Origin of the sequence: Enterobacter cloacae complex sp. IR5441 (assembly GCF_049238215.1) — a bacterium.
Taxonomy (GTDB): domain Bacteria; phylum Pseudomonadota; class Gammaproteobacteria; order Enterobacterales; family Enterobacteriaceae; genus Enterobacter; species Enterobacter hormaechei_C.
In genome coordinates, this window is sequence record NZ_JBMKIA010000002.1 from 296,863 (window position 1) to 314,434 (window position 17,572).

The 17,572-nt window shown below is 55.4% G+C and carries 14 protein-coding genes and 1 pseudogene; 10 read left to right on the forward strand and 5 right to left on the reverse strand.

Annotation, left to right across the window (positions count from 1 at the left end):
• Nucleotides 1–45 precede the first annotated feature (45 nt).
• From uraA to ACOTX5_RS04140, 3 genes are all read right to left on the reverse strand, one after another.
• Nucleotides 46–1,335, reverse strand: a complete 1,290-nt coding sequence (uraA, locus tag ACOTX5_RS04130) for a uracil permease (RefSeq protein ID WP_017692944.1) — start codon at nucleotides 1,333–1,335, stop codon at nucleotides 46–48.
• Between the two features lie 82 nt (nucleotides 1,336–1,417).
• Nucleotides 1,418–2,044 (reverse strand): uracil phosphoribosyltransferase, encoded by a 627-nt coding sequence (upp, locus tag ACOTX5_RS04135; RefSeq protein WP_003860560.1) that lies wholly within the window; start codon nucleotides 2,042–2,044, stop codon nucleotides 1,418–1,420.
• Between the two features lie 216 nt (nucleotides 2,045–2,260).
• Nucleotides 2,261–3,691, reverse strand: coding sequence for a 6-phospho-beta-glucosidase (locus ACOTX5_RS04140; RefSeq protein ID WP_023295128.1), 1,431 nt, complete (start codon nucleotides 3,689–3,691; stop codon nucleotides 2,261–2,263).
• 266 nt (nucleotides 3,692–3,957) lie between these two features.
• Between ACOTX5_RS04140 and purM the strand changes: the two genes are divergently transcribed.
• The 4 genes from purM (at nucleotide 3,958) to ppx (ending at nucleotide 9,464) form a co-directional block, all read left to right on the forward strand.
• Nucleotides 3,958–4,995, forward strand: a complete 1,038-nt coding sequence (gene purM / locus ACOTX5_RS04145) for a phosphoribosylformylglycinamidine cyclo-ligase (protein WP_017383509.1) — start codon at nucleotides 3,958–3,960, stop codon at nucleotides 4,993–4,995.
• Nucleotides 4,992–5,633, forward strand: coding sequence for a phosphoribosylglycinamide formyltransferase (gene purN, locus ACOTX5_RS04150; protein ID WP_032654434.1), 642 nt, complete (start codon nucleotides 4,992–4,994; stop codon nucleotides 5,631–5,633). The genes purM and purN overlap by 4 nt, the downstream gene beginning before the upstream one ends.
• 228 nt (nucleotides 5,634–5,861) lie before the next feature.
• Nucleotides 5,862–7,922, forward strand: a complete 2,061-nt coding sequence (ppk1, locus tag ACOTX5_RS04155; protein WP_015572188.1) for a polyphosphate kinase 1 — start codon at nucleotides 5,862–5,864, stop codon at nucleotides 7,920–7,922.
• Between the two features lie 3 nt (nucleotides 7,923–7,925).
• Nucleotides 7,926–9,464, forward strand: a complete 1,539-nt coding sequence (gene ppx / locus ACOTX5_RS04160) for an exopolyphosphatase (RefSeq protein ID WP_003860570.1) — start codon at nucleotides 7,926–7,928, stop codon at nucleotides 9,462–9,464.
• Between the two features lie 4 nt (nucleotides 9,465–9,468).
• On the opposite strand, the gene ACOTX5_RS04165 is transcribed toward ppx, so the two are convergent.
• Nucleotides 9,469–11,709 carry an EAL domain-containing protein gene (locus tag ACOTX5_RS04165; RefSeq protein ID WP_234101209.1) on the reverse strand — a complete coding sequence of 747 codons (2,241 nt, stop codon included), beginning with the start codon at nucleotides 11,707–11,709 and terminating at the stop codon, nucleotides 9,469–9,471.
• A 368-nt stretch (nucleotides 11,710–12,077) separates the two neighbouring features.
• On the opposite strand from ACOTX5_RS04165, the gene ACOTX5_RS04170 reads away from it, so the two are divergent.
• From ACOTX5_RS04170 to ACOTX5_RS04180, 3 genes are all read left to right on the forward strand, one after another.
• Complete coding sequence (locus tag ACOTX5_RS04170; protein WP_017383512.1) at nucleotides 12,078–12,248, forward strand: YfgG family protein; 171 nt, start codon at nucleotides 12,078–12,080, stop codon at nucleotides 12,246–12,248.
• 156 nt (nucleotides 12,249–12,404) lie between these two features.
• The gene (locus ACOTX5_RS04175) at nucleotides 12,405–12,872 is read left to right on the forward strand and encodes a DUF6130 family protein (RefSeq protein ID WP_045911332.1); all 468 of its coding nucleotides are present in this window, start codon (nucleotides 12,405–12,407) and stop codon (nucleotides 12,870–12,872) included.
• 10 nt (nucleotides 12,873–12,882) lie between these two features.
• Nucleotides 12,883–13,629, forward strand: a complete 747-nt coding sequence (locus ACOTX5_RS04180; protein ID WP_045911331.1) for an alpha/beta fold hydrolase — start codon at nucleotides 12,883–12,885, stop codon at nucleotides 13,627–13,629.
• A 129-nt stretch (nucleotides 13,630–13,758) separates the two neighbouring features.
• On the opposite strand, the pseudogene ACOTX5_RS04185 reads toward ACOTX5_RS04180, so the two are convergent.
• Nucleotides 13,759–14,594: pseudogene (locus tag ACOTX5_RS04185) on the reverse strand (MipA/OmpV family protein).
• Between the two features lie 203 nt (nucleotides 14,595–14,797).
• Between ACOTX5_RS04185 and ACOTX5_RS04190 the strand changes: the two are divergent.
• The 3 genes from ACOTX5_RS04190 (at nucleotide 14,798) to ACOTX5_RS04200 (ending at nucleotide 17,509) form a co-directional block, all read left to right on the forward strand.
• A complete protein-coding gene (locus ACOTX5_RS04190; RefSeq protein WP_045338588.1) occupies nucleotides 14,798–15,475 on the forward strand; it encodes a response regulator in 678 nt (225 codons plus the stop codon).
• A gap of 46 nt (nucleotides 15,476–15,521) precedes the next feature.
• Nucleotides 15,522–16,862 carry a sensor histidine kinase gene (locus ACOTX5_RS04195; RefSeq protein WP_045911330.1) on the forward strand — a complete coding sequence of 447 codons (1,341 nt, stop codon included), beginning with the start codon at nucleotides 15,522–15,524 and terminating at the stop codon, nucleotides 16,860–16,862.
• A 167-nt stretch (nucleotides 16,863–17,029) separates the two neighbouring features.
• Nucleotides 17,030–17,509, forward strand: a complete 480-nt coding sequence (locus ACOTX5_RS04200; protein WP_003860591.1) for an RrF2 family transcriptional regulator — start codon at nucleotides 17,030–17,032, stop codon at nucleotides 17,507–17,509.
• Nucleotides 17,510–17,572: the final 63 nt, after the last annotated feature.

Sequence of the window (17,572 nt, forward strand, 5' to 3'; positions counted from 1 at the left end):
AACCTGCAAGGAGAGAACCGGGCGATCCTTCGCCCGGCATGACGATCAATGTGGCGCTTTTTCGCTTTCGTCCGCGTCCAGCACCACCTCTTCCGGGCGGATCACCGAGATCAGCTTGAAAATCAGGCTCAGGCCGACGCCGACGATGGTCGCCAGCGCCATACCCTTCAGCTCTGCCGCGCCGATGTGCACCTTCGCGCCGCTCACGCCGATAATCAGGATAACGGAAGTGAGGATCAGGTTCTGCGCCTTGCTGTAATCCACTTTGGATTCAATCAGCACGCGAATACCGGAGGCACCGATCACCCCGTACAGCAGCAGGGAAACGCCGCCCATCACCGGAACCGGGATAATCTGGATCGCCGCCGCCAGTTTACCAACGCAGGAGAGCAGAATGGCGATGATCGCCGCGCCGCCGATAACCCAGGTGCTGTAGACGCGGGTGATCGCCATTACGCCGATATTCTCACCGTAAGTCGTGTTTGGCGTGGAGCCGAAGAAACCAGAGATGATGGTGGAGAAACCGTTGGCAAACATGGAGCGATGCAGGCCCGGGTCGCGGATCAGGTCGCGCTTCACGATGTTCGCCGTCACCACCAGGTGGCCGACGTGCTCAGCAATCACCACCAGCGCGGCAGGCAGAATAGTGAAAATGGCGAACCATTCAAAGCGCGGGGTGTAGAAGGTTGGCAGCGCGAACCAGTGCGCCTCGGCAATCGGGGTGGTATCCACAACGCCCATCACGAAGGAGAGCGCGTAACCCGCCAGCACGCCGATCAGGATCGGGATAATCGCCATAAAGCCGCGGAAGAGGACGGAACCGAAAACCGTCACGCCCAGCGTCACCAGCGAAATAATGATGGTTTTGGAATCCGGTGACTGACCGTCCGCAGGCAGCAGCCCGGCCATGTTCGCCGCCACGCCCGCCAGCTCCAGGCCGATGACGGCAACGATGGCCCCCATTGCCGCAGGCGGGAACATCACGTCCAGCCAGCCGGTACCGGCTTTCTTCACGATGAAGGAGACCAGGCAGAACAGCACGCCGCACATGATAAAGCCGCCCAGCGCGACCTCATAACCCAGCGGCAGCAACAGCAGAACCGGGGAGATAAACGCGAAGCTCGACCCGAGATAGGCCGGGATTTTGCCTTTACAGATGAAGAGGTAAAGTAGCGTACCGATGCCGTTAAACAGCAGCACGGTAGCCGGGTTAATGTGAAACAGGATTGGCACCAGCACGGTTGCGCCAAACATGGCGAACAGGTGCTGCAAACTAAGCGGGATTGTCTGTAAAAGCGGCGGTCTTTCACTCACCCCGATAGCACGGCGCGTCATAGTGTTTTCCTCTGAGTGTCATTGTTGGTTTTTATTCAAAAAAAAGCCGACTATCAAAGTCGGCTTCTTTATCGTTATTCGATTATTTAGTACCAAAAATCTTATCGCCGGCATCGCCGAGCCCCGGGATGATGTACCCGTGCTCGTTCAGTCCCTGGTCGACAGACGCGGTATAGAGTTCAACGTCCGGGTGCGCTTTTTCCAGCGCCGCGATACCTTCCGGCGCCGCAACCAGCACCAGCACTTTGATGCTGCTGCATCCCGCTTTTTTCAGCAGGTCGATGGTGGCGATCATCGAACCGCCGGTCGCCAGCATCGGGTCAACCACCAGCGCCATACGCTCGTCGATGTTAGAGACCAGCTTCTGGAAGTACGGGACCGGCTCAAGCGTCTCTTCGTTACGGTAGATCCCCACCACGCTGATACGCGCGCTTGGGACGTGCTCCAGCACGCCTTCCATCATGCCCAGACCCGCACGCAGGATTGGCACCACGGTAATTTTTTTACCTTTGATCTGCTCAACCTGTACCGGACCGTTCCAGCCTTCGATGGTCACTTTTTCCGTTTCCAGATCAGAGGTCGCTTCGTAGGTCAGCAGGCTACCCACTTCAGAAGCCAGTTCGCGAAAACGCTTCGTGCTGATGTCATGCTCACGCATCAGGCCCAACTTGTGTTTAACGAGTGGGTGTTTCACTTCCACAATCTTCATTCTCTTTCTCCTCTGAGGTGGCATCCGCAAAAAAATCGCGGGATTATACCGCTTTTTTCGGATTGCGCCATACCCATCTTGCTTGACGTACATCAATCAAAAACAAAAAAGCCGGAGGCTGGGCTCCGGCTTGGGTGCGGGATTCTGCCGGGTGGCGCTAACGCTTACCCGGCCTACACATCCCGTAGGCCCGGTAAGCGCAGCGCCACCGGGCAATTATAGCTGCTCTCCGTTGCTGGCAATCACCTGCTTATACCAGTCGAACGATTTCTTCTTGCTGCGGTTCAGCGTGCCGTTACCTTCGTTATCTTTATCGACAAAGATAAAGCCGTAGCGTTTTTTCATCTCGCCGGTGCCGGCAGAGACCAGGTCGATACAGCCCCACGGGGTATAGCCCATCAGATCCACGCCGTCCTCCACCACCGCTTTTTTCATCTCGCGGATATGCGCGGAAAGGTAGTCGATGCGGTACTGGTCGTTCACCGTGCCGTCGCTCTCCTGCACGTCGATCGCGCCAAAGCCGTTCTCAACGATAAACAGCGGCAGCTGGTAGTGATCCCAGAACCAGTTGAGGGAGTAGCGAAGCCCCACCGGGTCAATCTGCCAGCCCCAGTCCGATTTCTGCACGTACGGGTTAGAGACCAGGCTCTTGCTCTCGTCGTAGTCCAGCTGCGGGTTGTCCGCCGTCGCTTTGGTGGCGAAAGACATGTAGTAGCTGAACCCGATGTAATCCACGCAGCCCTGCGTCAGCGCCACTTTATCTTCTTCGGTGATATCCAGCGCGAAGCCGCGACGTTCAAAGTAGTTGAGCAGATGCTGCGGATACTTGCCGCGCACGTGAACGTCGGTGAACCAGTAGCGACGATGCATGGCGTTCATCGCCATCATCATATCGTCCGGGGCACAGGTCAGCGGATAGATGGGGCACATGGCAATCATGCAGCCGATTTGCAGCGACGGGTTGATCTCGCGCCCCGCCTTCACCGCCAGGGCACTGGCCACCAGCTCATAGTGCGCCGCCTGGAACATCACCGGCTCGCGATCTTCTCCCGGCGCATATTTCAGCCCGGAGTTGGTAAACGGCGCAAAGTCTTCGTGGAAGTTGGCCTGGTTATTGATCTCGTTAAAGGTCATCCAGTACTTCACTTTATGCTGGTAGCGCTCAAAAACGACCTTCGCGAAGCGAACAAAGAAGTCGATCAGCTTACGGTTGCGCCAGCCGCCGTATTCCGTCACCAGGTGGAAAGGCATCTCGAAGTGGGAAAGCGTGATCACCGGCTCGATGCCGTGCTTCAGGCACTCGTCAAAAAGATCGTCATAGAATTTGAGTCCCGCTTCGTTCGGCTCCAGCTCGTCGCCTTTCGGGAAGATACGCGTCCAGGCGATGGAGGTGCGGAAGCATTTGAACCCCATCTCGGCAAAGAGTTTGATGTCTTCTTTATAGCGGTGATAGAAGTCGATGGCTTCGTGGTTTGGGTAATTTTTCCCCTCCAGCACGCCGTTGGTGATTTCACGCGGTACCCCGTGGGCGCCTGCCGTCATGACATCGGCAACGCTCACGCCCTTGCCGCCCTCTTTCCAGCCGCCTTCGAGCTGGTGCGCCGCAACGGCCCCACCCCACAGAAAACCTGCTTTAAATCCTGACATTCGCTATCCCTCATTCTGCGTTATTTTCTGCAAAAACAGTTACAGAAACCGGTTTCAGTTTGATGATGTGCAAAGGGGATAGCCGTTGCAAGCAGATCGCCGAAACCGGTTTCATTTCCGTGAACAGAGTCAAGTTAGTTGCCCTGGACAGCCCGCACAGAAAAAAAGATCCTCGCGCCGAGAATAGGCTCGCAAACGTTTGCCTGGACTGTTAGAATTGCGCCGATTTTTCTTACTAGCTATGCAATCGCGTGGGGATTTAAGCCGTGACCAACAAAACTTCTCTCAGCTACAAAGATGCCGGTGTTGATATTGACGCAGGTAATGCGCTGGTTGACCGAATCAAAGGTGTGGTGAAAAAAACCCGCCGCCCGGAAGTGATGGGTGGCCTGGGTGGATTCGGCGCACTGTGCGCGCTGCCGCAAAAATATCGTGAACCTGTGCTGGTCTCGGGTACGGATGGTGTCGGTACAAAACTGCGCCTGGCGATGGATCTTAAGCGTCACGATACGATTGGTATCGATCTGGTGGCGATGTGCGTCAACGACCTGGTGGTACAGGGCGCCGAGCCGCTGTTCTTCCTCGATTACTACGCGACCGGCAAGCTGGACGTGGATACCGCAGCCAGCGTCATTAACGGTATCGCCGAAGGCTGCCTGCAATCCGGCTGTGCGCTGGTCGGCGGTGAAACCGCGGAAATGCCTGGCATGTATCACGGTGAAGATTATGACGTCGCAGGCTTCTGCGTCGGCGTGGTAGAAAAATCAGAAATTATCGACGGCAGCAAAGTGGCTGACGGCGATGTGCTGGTTGCGCTGGCTTCCAGCGGTCCGCACTCCAACGGCTACTCTCTGGTGCGTAAAATCCTCGAAGTGAGCGGTTGCGACCCGCTGACCACCGAGCTGGACGGCAAACCGCTGGCCGATCACCTGCTGGCCCCGACCCGCATCTACGTGAAAAACGTGCTGGAGCTGATTGAGAACGTTGACGTGCACGCCATCGCTCACCTCACCGGCGGCGGCTTCTGGGAAAACATTCCGCGCGTGCTGCCGGACAATACCCAGGCGGTGATCGACGCATCCTCATGGCAGTGGCCGTCCGTCTTCAACTGGCTGCAAACCGCAGGCAACGTGAGCTCTCACGAAATGTACCGCACCTTTAACTGCGGCGTGGGCATGGTTATCGCCCTGCCCGCCAGCGAAGCGGATAAAGCGGTTAAGCTGCTGACAGAAAAAGGTGAAAACGCGTGGAAAATCGGTACGATTAAAGCTTCCGATTCCGAACAGCGTGTGGTCATTGAATGAAAAACATCGTGGTGCTCATTTCCGGCAACGGAAGCAATTTGCAGGCAATCATAGACGCCTGCAAACAGAAGAAAATCAATGGCACCATTCGGGCAGTATTCAGCAACAAGGCCGATGCATTCGGCCTTGAGCGCGCGCGGGTAGCGAACATTCCTGCGCACGCGCTGGAAGCCAGCCAGTTCGCCGGGCGTGAAGCCTTTGACCGTGAGCTGGTGCAGGAGATTGACGCCTACGCACCTGACGTGGTGGTGCTGGCAGGCTACATGCGCATCCTGAGCCCGGCTTTTGTTGCACACTACGCCGGACGACTGCTCAATATCCACCCTTCCCTGCTGCCAAAATACCCCGGTCTGCACACCCATCGTCAGGTGCTGGAGAACGGCGATGAGGAGCATGGTACCTCCGTGCATTTCGTCACCGACGAGCTGGACGGCGGTCCGGTCATTTTGCAGGCAAAAGTACCGGTCTTTGACGGCGACAACGAAGACGACGTGACCGAACGTGTGCAGACGCAGGAACACGCCATTTATCCGCTGGTGGTAAGCTGGTTTGTCGATGGACGTCTGGAGATGCGCAACGGCGCAGCCTGGCTGGACGGCGTGAAGTTGCCCCCGCAGGGTTATGCGGCTGAAGAGTAGTCTGTTTGAATTGCCCGGCGGCGCTTCGCTTGCACGGGCCTACGGTCCCGTAGGTCGTGGTAAGCGCAGCGCCACCCGACACCCCCTCCCCCAACCCTCTAAATTCCCCAACAAAAAAATAACTGTCATACTTTTCTGGCACTGTTGGACATATCGTGGAAATGCTCGCCATAATAAGGACGAGACGGATTTACCACGTCCTGTGATTGAACTGGAGTGTGAGCTGTAATGGGTCAGGAAAAGTTATACATCGAGAAAGAGCTAAGCTGGTTAGCATTCAACGAACGTGTACTTCAGGAAGCGGCCGATAAAAGCAACCCGCTGATTGAACGTATGCGTTTTTTAGGCATCTATTCCAACAATCTGGATGAGTTCTACAAGGTTCGCTTCGCCGAACTGAAACGCCGAATCATTATCAGCGAAGAACAGGGCTTAAACTCCCACTCGCGGCATCTGCTTGGAAAAATCCAGTCTCGCGTCATGAAAGCCGATCAGGAATTTGATGGCCTCTATAACGAGCTGCTGCTGGAAATGGCACGCAACCAAATCTTCCTGATCAACGAACGCCAGCTCTCCGCGAATCAGCAAAACTGGCTGCGCCACTATTTCAAACATTATCTGCGCCAGCACATTACCCCGATTCTGATCAACCGTGAAACCGATCTGGTGCAGTTCCTGAAAGATGATTACACCTATCTGGCGGTAGAAATCATTCGTGGTGAGACCATTAACTACGCGTTGCTGGAAATACCGTCTGATAAAGTCCCACGCTTTGTAAACCTGCCGCCGGAAACCCCGCGCCGGCGTAAGCCGATGATCTTGCTGGATAACATCCTGCGCTACTGCCTGGACGATATCTTCAAAGGCTTCTTCGATTACGACGCGCTCAACGCCTACTCGATGAAGATGACCCGTGACGCCGAGTACGATCTGGTGCATGAGATGGAAGCCAGCATGATGGAGCTGATGTCTTCCAGCCTCAAGCAGCGCCTGACGGCGGAGCCGGTGCGGTTTGTCTATCAACGCGATATGCCGGACGCGATGGTGGAGATGCTGCGCGATAAGCTGACCATCTCCCGCTACGACTCCATTATCCCCGGTGGGCGTTACCACAACTTTAAAGATTTCATTGGCTTCCCGAACGTCGGCAAGGCCAATCTGGTGAACAAACCGCTGCCGCGCCTGCGCCATATCTGGTTCGATAAGTTCCGCAACGGGTTCGACGCCATCCGCGAACGGGATGTGCTGCTCTACTATCCGTATCACACCTTTGAACACGTGCTGGAATTGCTGCGTCAGGCCTCGTTCGATCCGAACGTGCTGGCGATCAAAATCAACATTTATCGCGTGGCGAAAGATTCCCGTATCATCGATGCGATGATCCACGCGGCGCACAACGGCAAGAAAGTGACCGTGGTGGTTGAGCTCCAGGCTCGCTTCGACGAGGAGGCCAACATCCACTGGGCGCGCCGACTGACGGAAGCGGGCGTACACGTCATCTTCTCCGCGCCAGGGCTGAAAATTCACGCCAAGCTGTTCCTGATCTCCCGTAAAGAGGGCGACGACGTGGTGCGCTACGCCCATATCGGTACCGGGAACTTTAACGAGAAAACCGCGAGAATCTACACCGACTATTCGCTGCTGACTGCCGATGCCCGCATCACCAACGAAGTGCGTCGGGTGTTCAACTTCATTGAGAACCCGTACCGCCCGGTGAGCTTCGATTATCTGCTGGTGTCACCGCAGAACTCACGGCGCCTGCTGTACGATATGATCGATAAAGAGATTGCCAATGCGCAGAACGGCTTGTCGTCCGGCATCACGCTGAAGCTCAACAATCTGGTGGACAAAGGGCTGGTGGACCGCCTGTACGCGGCCTCCAGCTCCGGCGTTCCGGTAAATCTGCTCATTCGCGGCATGTGCTCGCTCATTCCGGAACTGGAAGGCATCAGCGACAATATCCGCGTGATCAGCATTGTGGATCGCTATCTTGAACACGATCGCGTCTATATTTTCGATAACGCCGGTGATAAGCGCGTATACCTCTCGTCCGCCGACTGGATGACGCGTAACATTGATTACCGTATTGAAGTGGCGGCACCGCTGCTGGATCCTCGCCTGAAGCAGCGTATCCTGGACATTATCGAGATCCTGTTCAGCGATACGGTGAAAGCACGTTATATCGACAAAGAACTCAGTAATCGCTATGTACCGCGCGGCAACCGCCGTAAAGTGCGCTCGCAGCTGGCGATTTACGATTACATTAAATCACTTGAGCAATCCGATTAACCTATGCCAATAAACGATAATACCCCACGCCCGCAGGAGTTCGCCGCGGTCGATCTTGGCTCAAACAGTTTCCATATGGTCATCGCCCGCGAGGTGGATGGCGCGATGCAGATCATCGGTCGTCTGAAGCAGCGTGTGCATCTGGCCGATGGTCTCGACGCGCGTAACATGCTGAGCGAAGAGGCCATGGAGCGCGGGCTGAACTGTCTGTCGCTGTTCGCAGAACGTTTGCAAGGCTTTTCGCCGTCCAGCGTCTGCATCGTCGGGACGCATACGCTACGCCAGGCGCTGAACGCGCCTGAATTTCTTAAGCGCGCGGAAAAGGTTATCCCCTACCCGATTGAGATCATCTCCGGTAACGAAGAAGCGCGCCTGATTTTTATGGGCGTGGAGCATACGCAGCCGGAAAAAGGCCGCAAGCTGGTGATTGATATCGGCGGTGGTTCCACGGAACTGGTGATTGGCGAGGATTTCGAGCCGCGTCTGGTGGAAAGCCGCCGTATGGGCTGCGTCAGCTTCGCGCAGATGTATTTCCCGGGCGGCGTCATCACCCGCGAAAACTTCCAGCGCGCGCGCATGGCCGCCGTACAAAAACTCGAAAATCTGGCCTGGCAATACCGTATTCAGGGCTGGAACGTGGCGCTGGGCGCATCGGGTTCGATTAAAGCGGCCCATGAAGTGCTGCTGGCAATGGGTGAAAAAGACGGGTTTATTACGCCTGAGCGCCTGGTGAAACTCACCGAAGAGGTGCTTAAGCATAAGAGCTTCGACGCCCTGAGTTTGCCGGGTCTGTCCGACGAACGTAAAGCCGTGTTCGTACCGGGGCTGGCGATCCTCTGCGGCGTGTTTGACGCGCTGGCGATCAAAGAGCTGCGCCTCTCTGACGGCGCCCTGCGTGAAGGCGTGCTGTATGAGATGGAAGGCCGTTTCCGTCATCAGGATATTCGCAGCCGCACCGCGCAGAGCCTGGCCAACCAGTACAACATTGACCGCGAACAGGCGAAACGGGTGCTGGAAACCACGGTTCAGATGTACGAGCAGTGGGAGGAGCAGAATCCGAAGCTGGCGCATCCGCAGCTGGCCGCGCTGTTGAAATGGGCCGCCATGTTGCACGAGGTGGGGCTGAACATTAACCACAGCGGAATGCATCGCCATTCAGCCTATATTCTGCAAAACAGCGATCTGCCTGGTTTCAACCAGGAGCAGCAAACCATGATGGCGACGCTGGTGCGCTATCACCGCAAAGCCATCAAGCTCGACGATCTGCCGCGCTTTACATTATTTAAGAAAAAGCAGTTCCTGCCGCTCATTCAGCTGTTGCGCCTGGGCGTGTTGCTCAATAATCAGCGACAGGCAACCACCACGCCGCCGACGCTGAAGCTAAAAACGGATGACTATCACTGGACGCTGAGCTTCCCGCACGACTGGTTTAGCCAGAACGCGCTGGTGCTGCTGGATCTGGAAAAAGAGCAGCAGTACTGGGAAGCGGTCACCGGCTGGCTGTTGAAGATTGAAGAAGAGAGTTCTGAGGCGGCAGCGTAACGGCTCAGGCGGTCTCCTGAGAAGGCTGCGTGTTGAGCAACGTATCAAGCTCAGCCGGCAACCCAATCAAATAGCCCTGCACATAATCGATACCTAGCGCGTGCACCGCGCTACGTATCTCTTCCGTTTCCACATATTCCGCCACCACCAGCATTTTCTTCATCCGGGCCAGATGGCAAATGGAAGCCACAATCTGGTAATCCAGGCTGTTGCTGACAATATTGCGAATAAAGCCGCCGTCGATTTTGAGAATGTCTGCGTCCACGCTTTTTAACCGCGCATAGCTGGCGTAGCCCGTGCCAAAATCATCAATGGCGATCCGGATGCCCATTTTTTGTAATTTCCTGAGGGTCGACGCCGCCAGATCCGCATGACCAAAGGCGCTGCTTTCGGTCACTTCAAAGATCAGCTGCCACGCTTCAACGGCGTATTTGGCTAACAGGCGGCTCACTTCAAGCGGGAACTGCGCCCTGTAGGCGGTAGAAGGTGCGAGGTTGATCGCAAAGCGCTGGCCCGGCAAACGCTGGCGGTGCTGTGCCAGAAAACTCAACGTACGCTCCAGTACCCATAAATCAACACGCGACGATAAACCAAACTCCTGTGCAATGGGCAGGAACTGCTCGGGAAAGATCAGCGCCCCGTTATCATCACTCATTCGCAGCAGCACCTCGTGATAACAATCACCGCGCAGCCCGCGAACGGGCTGAACCAGCAGGGTAAAAGCGTCCTGCTCCAGCGCGGCCTGCAAACGACTCATCATCGCGACCTTATCTTTCAGGCTACGCTGCAAATGAACAGCCCCGCGCTGCTGAAGATTTTCCGGGTGGTTGGTAGAAAGGGAGAGATCGGCCACGATGCCCAGTTCCCCCAGCACCAGATAGAGATGATTGACGGGTGAGCGTACATAGCAATAGCTCACGCCGACCTGAGGCTGTACCGGCATACCATCCCAGATAAAAACAAACTGCTTGATATGCTCGTCCAGCGTTTCAATGCGCTGTTGATGCGACTCCGCCTCCAGACGCACCGCCATGTCATACCCGGTGAGGTGATAGACTCGCTCATTGGGCTGAAGGGTGCCGTTTATCCATTGCGCCAGCTGCTGTTTATACTGGATCCGCAGCATCACGCCGTAATTGCGTCCCAGCACCTCCAGCTCGGGCACGCGCAGTAAACAGAGCGCTGACCACGGATGACTGGCCAGCTCGCGCGACAGCGCCCGCAGGTTGGGCATATGCACCACCGGATCGAGAAAAGCCTGACTGCGGGAGCGAATATTGATGGCCCGCTGGCGTGTCGCCAGCATCGACATGTACGTCACAACGAAGGAAAAGACCAGATAGCTGGATGAGGTGATCGCCAGCTGAATGCCATAACCCTCTTGCACCGGAATGTAGTGATAAAAAAAGTGAATCGACACCAGCAGGACCGGCGTCCAGATGAGTGACATCAGCTTGTAGCCAAAGCGCATCGCCCCCCAGAGCATCACGGGCATCAGCAGGGACAAGGTGTAGTTGGTACTGAAAATGGAACTGTTTGCATTCATGGGCAGCAGCAGCATGACCAGCAACCCGCCCAGGGCTAAAAACCACACCACAAACTCAAAGGCCGTCACCTTTTTGTCTATTTGCGCGCGGAGCTGGGACATCAGTCCCTTGATATAGCGAGGATGACGTATCAGGCGGATCAGCAGGTAGCTTAGCGGCACGCCCGTCAGCCCGCTCACCAGCAGCCCCTGATAGTTAATAAGGGTCCGAATATTGAGGGGATTCAGTCCTGCGAGGCTCTGGCGGCTCTCATAGACGCCGAGATAGACCGCAAACTGAAACAGCAGCAGAAATAGCGTTGCCGGGCAAAACACCTGCCAGAAAATACGCTGCCCCATCAGGCGTATGTCACCGTAAGCGGTCATATTGCGCCGGGGCGCAAACACGCGATAACCGCCCCAGCTGAGCACCAGAGGAACGATAAAATGCAGAATGCCGGCCATGGCTTCAAATAACCCAACGGAGGGGTAATAACGTAAAAACAGCGACACCACCACCCCGGGGAGGGCTTCCAGGCCAAAGAATAACATCAGCGTCAGCAAAAAGGAGAGCGGGAGATAATAGAGCGCAACGATACCGTCGCCCAACTGCGTTAAGGTATTAGCCACACTAAGCACCGGGAGTAACACGACGGGTAAAATAAGAGGAAGTGCCCACCAGCGGTCTTTATTTTGCTTCAGGATGTGGTGAATATTCATAGATGCTCGTTTACAACCCTTGCGCTCCAGAGGGTAAATGAAGACAGGCATCCAACCTGACGTACACGTTGCCCGGAAAATTCCTGGCAAGCACAGTGGAGGAGGGATTTTAAATATCAACGACGGGATGCGGTTGACCTAAATCAAATTAATTTATCTGAATAAACCTTTCTTACGTTTTTTTTGAATATTTTTCCTGTAATTATCAATGCGATAAATAAAAGCGTTGTTTTTAATAACATAAATTAATGTAAGCATTGACGCTATTTTACATTTCGCCGAATTGACCCTGACTTGCGGCTGTGCCTTAATAGCCGTATCGCCCAAAAGGGTATACTCAGGAAAAGAAAGTGAGTCAGGCTACGCGTATGCGAAAACGACATCGATTTAACACCCGGATGACCCGCATCATACTGCTCATCAGTTTCCTGTTTTTCTTTGGCCGCTTTGTTTATTCCTCCATTGGCGCCTGGTATCACCATCAGGACAAAATTCAGTCGCAGCAATCAGGTCTTGTGGTGGATTCGCCCGAGCGCTAAAGCGTGTTCGCTCCCGGAAGACAAACTGTATCACACTGTATCCCGAGCGCTACGCTGACAAACCGGTACAACACGCCCGCAAAAGCAAACATCCCCGATACATAAAAATGGTCTTCTGTATCCCTCGCCATAATAAACTGATGAGGAGAGACACAGATGATTCGTCGATATTTCCTGCTTCCTGTATTTGCGCTGACGTCCTTTGCTGGCGCAATGGCCGCACCGTTGGATGGCCTGAGCGCCGCTGATGTCAACGGTCCAGCCGCCGTCGCCCCGCCTGAACACCCCCAGCCGCGGGCAAAACTGATTGTCGATCCGCCGCTGGCGGGACCGCTAAGTAAAGGTGCGGTCTTTATTCAGTACCGTGTCGAAAACCTGCGCATTGAACCTGTATTTGGACCCGACGCGCTGAAAGTCACTCCGCGTATCGGCCATATTCACGTTGTGGTGGATGACGCGCCCTGGCACTGGGCTGATACCAGCGGCGAGCCGGTGATCCTGGTCGGGCTGCCCGCAGGAAAGCACAAGGTGACGATCGTCGTTGCCGACCCGACGCATAAACCCATCGACCATAAAACCGTTGAATTCACCGTGCCGCCACACGCCGCGGTTCATCACTTTTAAGGAGCCTGTTATGAAAGCATTGTCTGTATTAACAGCGATGGTGCTGGCGGTTTCCACCAGCGCGCTGGCAGAGACGAAAGCCAGCGTGGTGCTGGTGCACGGGGCGTTTGCCGACGGCAGCAGCTGGAATAAGGTGATTACCCGGCTGCAAAAACACCATACCGAGGTCATTGCGGTACAACTTCCGCTCACGTCTCTGAAAGATGATGTCGCCGCCACGCAGCGTGCTATCGCCCGGGCTCATGGGGATGTGGTGCTGGTCGGTCACTCCTGGGGCGGGACGGTAATCAGCGAGGCGGGAAACAATGCCCGCGTGAAGTCACTGGTTTACGTTGCTGCTTTTGCGCCGGATTCCGGCCAGTCGACGGCAGCTCTGGCAAATAGCTTCCCTGCTCCGCCAGGGAGCGCCAGCCTCGCTAAAACCACAGAGGGGTATTTATATCTGCCGACAAAAGCGGTCAGCGAGAATTTTGCCCCTGACGTAAAGGACGTTGAGCGCAGCGTGATTGCCGCGACGCAGGGCCCCATTAAGGCCAATGCGTTTGGGGAGAAAATCGCGCATGCCGCCTGGCATGACAAACCGAGCTGGTATGTGGTCAGCAAAAATGACCGGATGATCAATCCTGAGCTAGAGCGCGCAATGGCGAAGAAAATCAACGCCAACACCACGGAGGTAGCGGCAAGCCATGTATCGATGGTCAGCCAGCCGGACGTCATTACCCGTACGATTGAACAGGCGTTATCGGGTCAACAGTGATAAAAAAGCCCGCATGATGAACGGTCCGACTTCGGGCCACGCCATCCTGCGGGCTTTATGCACTTCCGGCTCCTGCAACGGGGTTATGTGCGGTTTTGTCACAAACGCACCTTCCCCCTCGCTGAACCATCAGAAGCTGTACGTCACCTTCAAACTTCCCACAGGAGACGTTTTTCGCTGAACAATGGGGCTATCGCCAGCCTCTCCCGTCAGCTGCGTAACGCCAGCTGCGGCAAGCAGGCTCCAGCGGGAGGTAAGCTTATGGGTCCAGTCCAGGTTCAGCGAATACGCATATATTCCCGATCCGGCATCGTGTCGGGCAAAACCCGATGCGGCCGACTGGGCGGCATTCACCCCGTAGTAGGTTTGCACATACTTACTGGATCCCCAGCTACCGGTCAGCGCCAGCGTTAACGCATTTTTCGGAGATGTATAGAGCGGGCTGGCAATGCCGAAATGCACAGCTTCACCATTGTCTCTCTCAGAAACCGGGACCTCTGCCTGCAACTGCACGGTCAGCCAGTCAGTCACCCTGTATCCCAGCCCTGGCACAACGATAGCTGAGCCTTTAATGTCACCCATTCCTCGCAGGTCGTCGCTGCCGGAGGCGATCGAATCGCTGCTTACATCGCGATCCTTACGTCCTGCGCGATAGCTCAGCGCTGCGTTGTAGTCCAGGTTACCAAAGCTGTTGCCGTAGCCGATCCCCCGCGTGGTGCTGACAAAAAACCATTGGCCATCGCGTAATCAACCACCTGAGCCGCAGAGACCCGGCTCTTGTCCGAACCGGAATAGCGTGGCGCAACATCCACGCCGCCTCCCAGGGTTAACACGTTGCCCTGAGGCTGATCTGCCGCCAGGGTCGGGGTAGCCAGTAACGCCAGGACGGCCCCCGGCAAGATGCTTTTCATGCTGCGACCGATGCGTGAACGGGGGAAACTATTACGCAGTGTGATGTTTCTCATTAAAGAAGCCCTTTGGATTCAGATGATTGCGATACAAGCGGTGTTAAACGCCAGAGCGCTCATTCTGAATACTCACCCTAAGGTTCTTATGAGCCGTAAATGAAGAAATGCTGAAGCACGTGAAGGTTCTGTAAACCCTGTAGAATTCCTGTTACCGTTTTTTCTTCAGTTGTTCTTCATGCACTGTTGATACAGTTACCAATGTGAAAATTCTACTAATTGAAGACGACCTGGATCTCGGCAATGGCGTGCGTATCGCCCTTGCAGATCAAGGATTTGATGTCATATGGGTACGCCGCAAAGAGGATGCGCTGCATCAGCTTGGGATCTGCGTGCCGGAACTTATTTTGCTCGACCTGGGGCTGCCCGATGGCGATGGCATGAGCCTGATGACGCGCCTGCGTCAACAGCTTAAGGGCGTCCCCGTCATCATCCTGACGGCGCGAGGCACGCTACAGGACCGCCTGTGCGGGCTGGATGCAGGTGCAGACGATTATCTGGTCAAACCTTTTGTTCTCGCCGAACTGCTGGCGCGCGTGAGAGCCCTTGCGCGGCGCAGTTACGGTTTTGAAAATGAGGCAATAGAAATTCGCGGTTTGTCGCTTCATATTCCGACGCGTCGCGTGACGGTGAGCGAACGCCACGTTGAGCTGACGGCAAGCGAATATGCGCTGCTTGAAACGTTAATGCTGCGCGCCGATCGCGTGCTTACGCGACGGTATCTGGAAGAAAGGATATTTGGCACGAAAGAAAACCTCAGCAACGCGCTTGACGTGCATATGGGTAACCTGCGGCGAAAAATTGGCGATGGTTTTGTGCGAACGGTAAGAGGCGTTGGGTATGTCATTGATACCGTACCCGTTCAGAAGGCGGCAGGTTGATGCGTAATTTTGGCACCACCTCCGGCTTCCCACGCTGGTCAGGCGAATGCTGGTCGCCCAGATGCTGCTGCTTACGTTGCTCTGGTGTCTCTTTTTAACCTTCATTTTGCTGGAAGACCTGCGTAGCCCTCCCATACTGACGGGCAGTGAGACTTACGAAACCCTGTTTTCCCTGGTAGAGAGCATGGACGATCGCCCGCAGGCGCGTGATGCCGTGCTGGCAGCGTTCAGCAAGGCGCTGCGGGAGGGGTATGGCGGCGGCGAAGATCCGGAGCTGTCCATCAACCTCATTGTTCGCAAGAATAACGAGATTATTTTTTCTTCGGATGGTGCGCCGACGGGGGTAAAAAATAGCCGTCTGGGGGTCATGCAGCATGTCCAGAGTGAGGACCATACATGGACGAGCCGTACCCTCAAATCCGCGCACTCCGACGTGGAAGTCACCCTTTTTACCCCTGCCGGTAGCTGGAATTTCTTTATCTATCTGAACTCGCGCGGCTACTACGTCATGCCGCTGATGATATGCATCCCTTTTCTTCTGTTCCCCGCGTGGCTGTCCATCCGCATCGCGATGCGCCCCTGGAACAAGGTGGTGAATGAAATTTCATTGCGCACGCCGGACGATCTCTCGCCTTTAAAAGCCGTCCCCAGACACAGGGAGCTTCGCCAGACGGTCGACGCGATTAATGACTTTCTGGCCAGGGTGCGGGAAAGCGCCGAAAGGGAAAGAATGTTTATTGCCGATGCCGCACACGAACTGCGTACGCCTCTGGCCGCGATGCGGATCAACGTCGAGGCGTTGCAGTCCTGGGTCATCAGCGAAAGCCAGCAGGAGCTGCTTGCGGGCATTGTTCGCAGCAATAGCCGTGCTGCGCGTCTCGTCAATCAGCTTCTGCTGATGATGCACAGCGAAGCGCACATCAGCACGGTGATGTCGCCTGTGCCGCTGACGACGCTTATTCAGGAGCGAATGGCTGCCCTGGAACCGCTGGCGTCCGGGCGCAGAATTGAGTTTGAATTCATCGCCGATGATGAAATCCATATCACAGGCATTCGGGAACGTCTGGTATCGCTGATCGACAATTTAATTGAGAATGCCGTGAAGTACAGCCCTGAGGGTGGACGCATTGAGGTACAACTGCAATCGCGTGACAAGTCCGCTCAGCTGCGCGTCTCAGACGCGGGTCCCGGCATTCCGGTTGAATTGCGGGAGCGCGTGTTCGACAGATTTTTCCGCGATCCTAATCAGACCCAAAGCGGGAGTGGACTGGGGCTTGCTATCGTTAAAGCCGTTACGCAGCAACACAACGGCAGGGTCAATCTGAGTACGTCAGCCGAAGGCGGTCTTATGGTGACCGTTGATTTCCCGAATCCGGCGTTCGCATGAACGTAAACGCGGCGCTACACGTCCTGACATGTGTCAGCGCAGCGTTACTTTACGTATGCCGCAGATTGCTTCAATAAAATTACCGTATTTGTTATATTGTTACTTACTGATTATTCACCTCTGCGGTGCCAAAAAGAACAAGATTCACCGCAACCCAGGACAGAAAAATGTTAGATTACCGCTTCCCGACAGCTTTGCAGATGGTTCTCAGCGTAGCGATGGCGGAGCAATCGGGTGAACGTTCGACGAGTGCAATCCTGGCTTACGGCCTGGAAGCGAATCCGAGCTTTATCCGCAAATTAATGGTTCCTCTCGCCCGCGACGGCATTATCGTCTCCACGCTTGGTCGCAACGGCTCTATTCACCTTGGCCGCCCGGCGGAAGAGATTACCCTGCGTGATATCTACCTCTCCGTCACTGAAGATAAAAAGCTGTGGGCGTCCCGTCCTGACGTCCCGGCCCGCTGCGTGGTCAGCGCCAACGCCTGCTGGTACTTCAAATCAATCGCTGATGAAGCGGAGCAGGCTTCGTTAGCGGTTTTAGCGCGCCATACCGTCGCCAGCGCGCTGGAAGAGGTGAAAAAAGCCGATACCAGCGGGTGCGATCCGGTGCCGGAACTCTGCACACAGCATAAAAAAGCGCCCTAATCCTGACAGACTGCGAAAAAAAAGCCGCCTTCATTGTGAAGGCGGCTTTTTGCTATCTGCTAC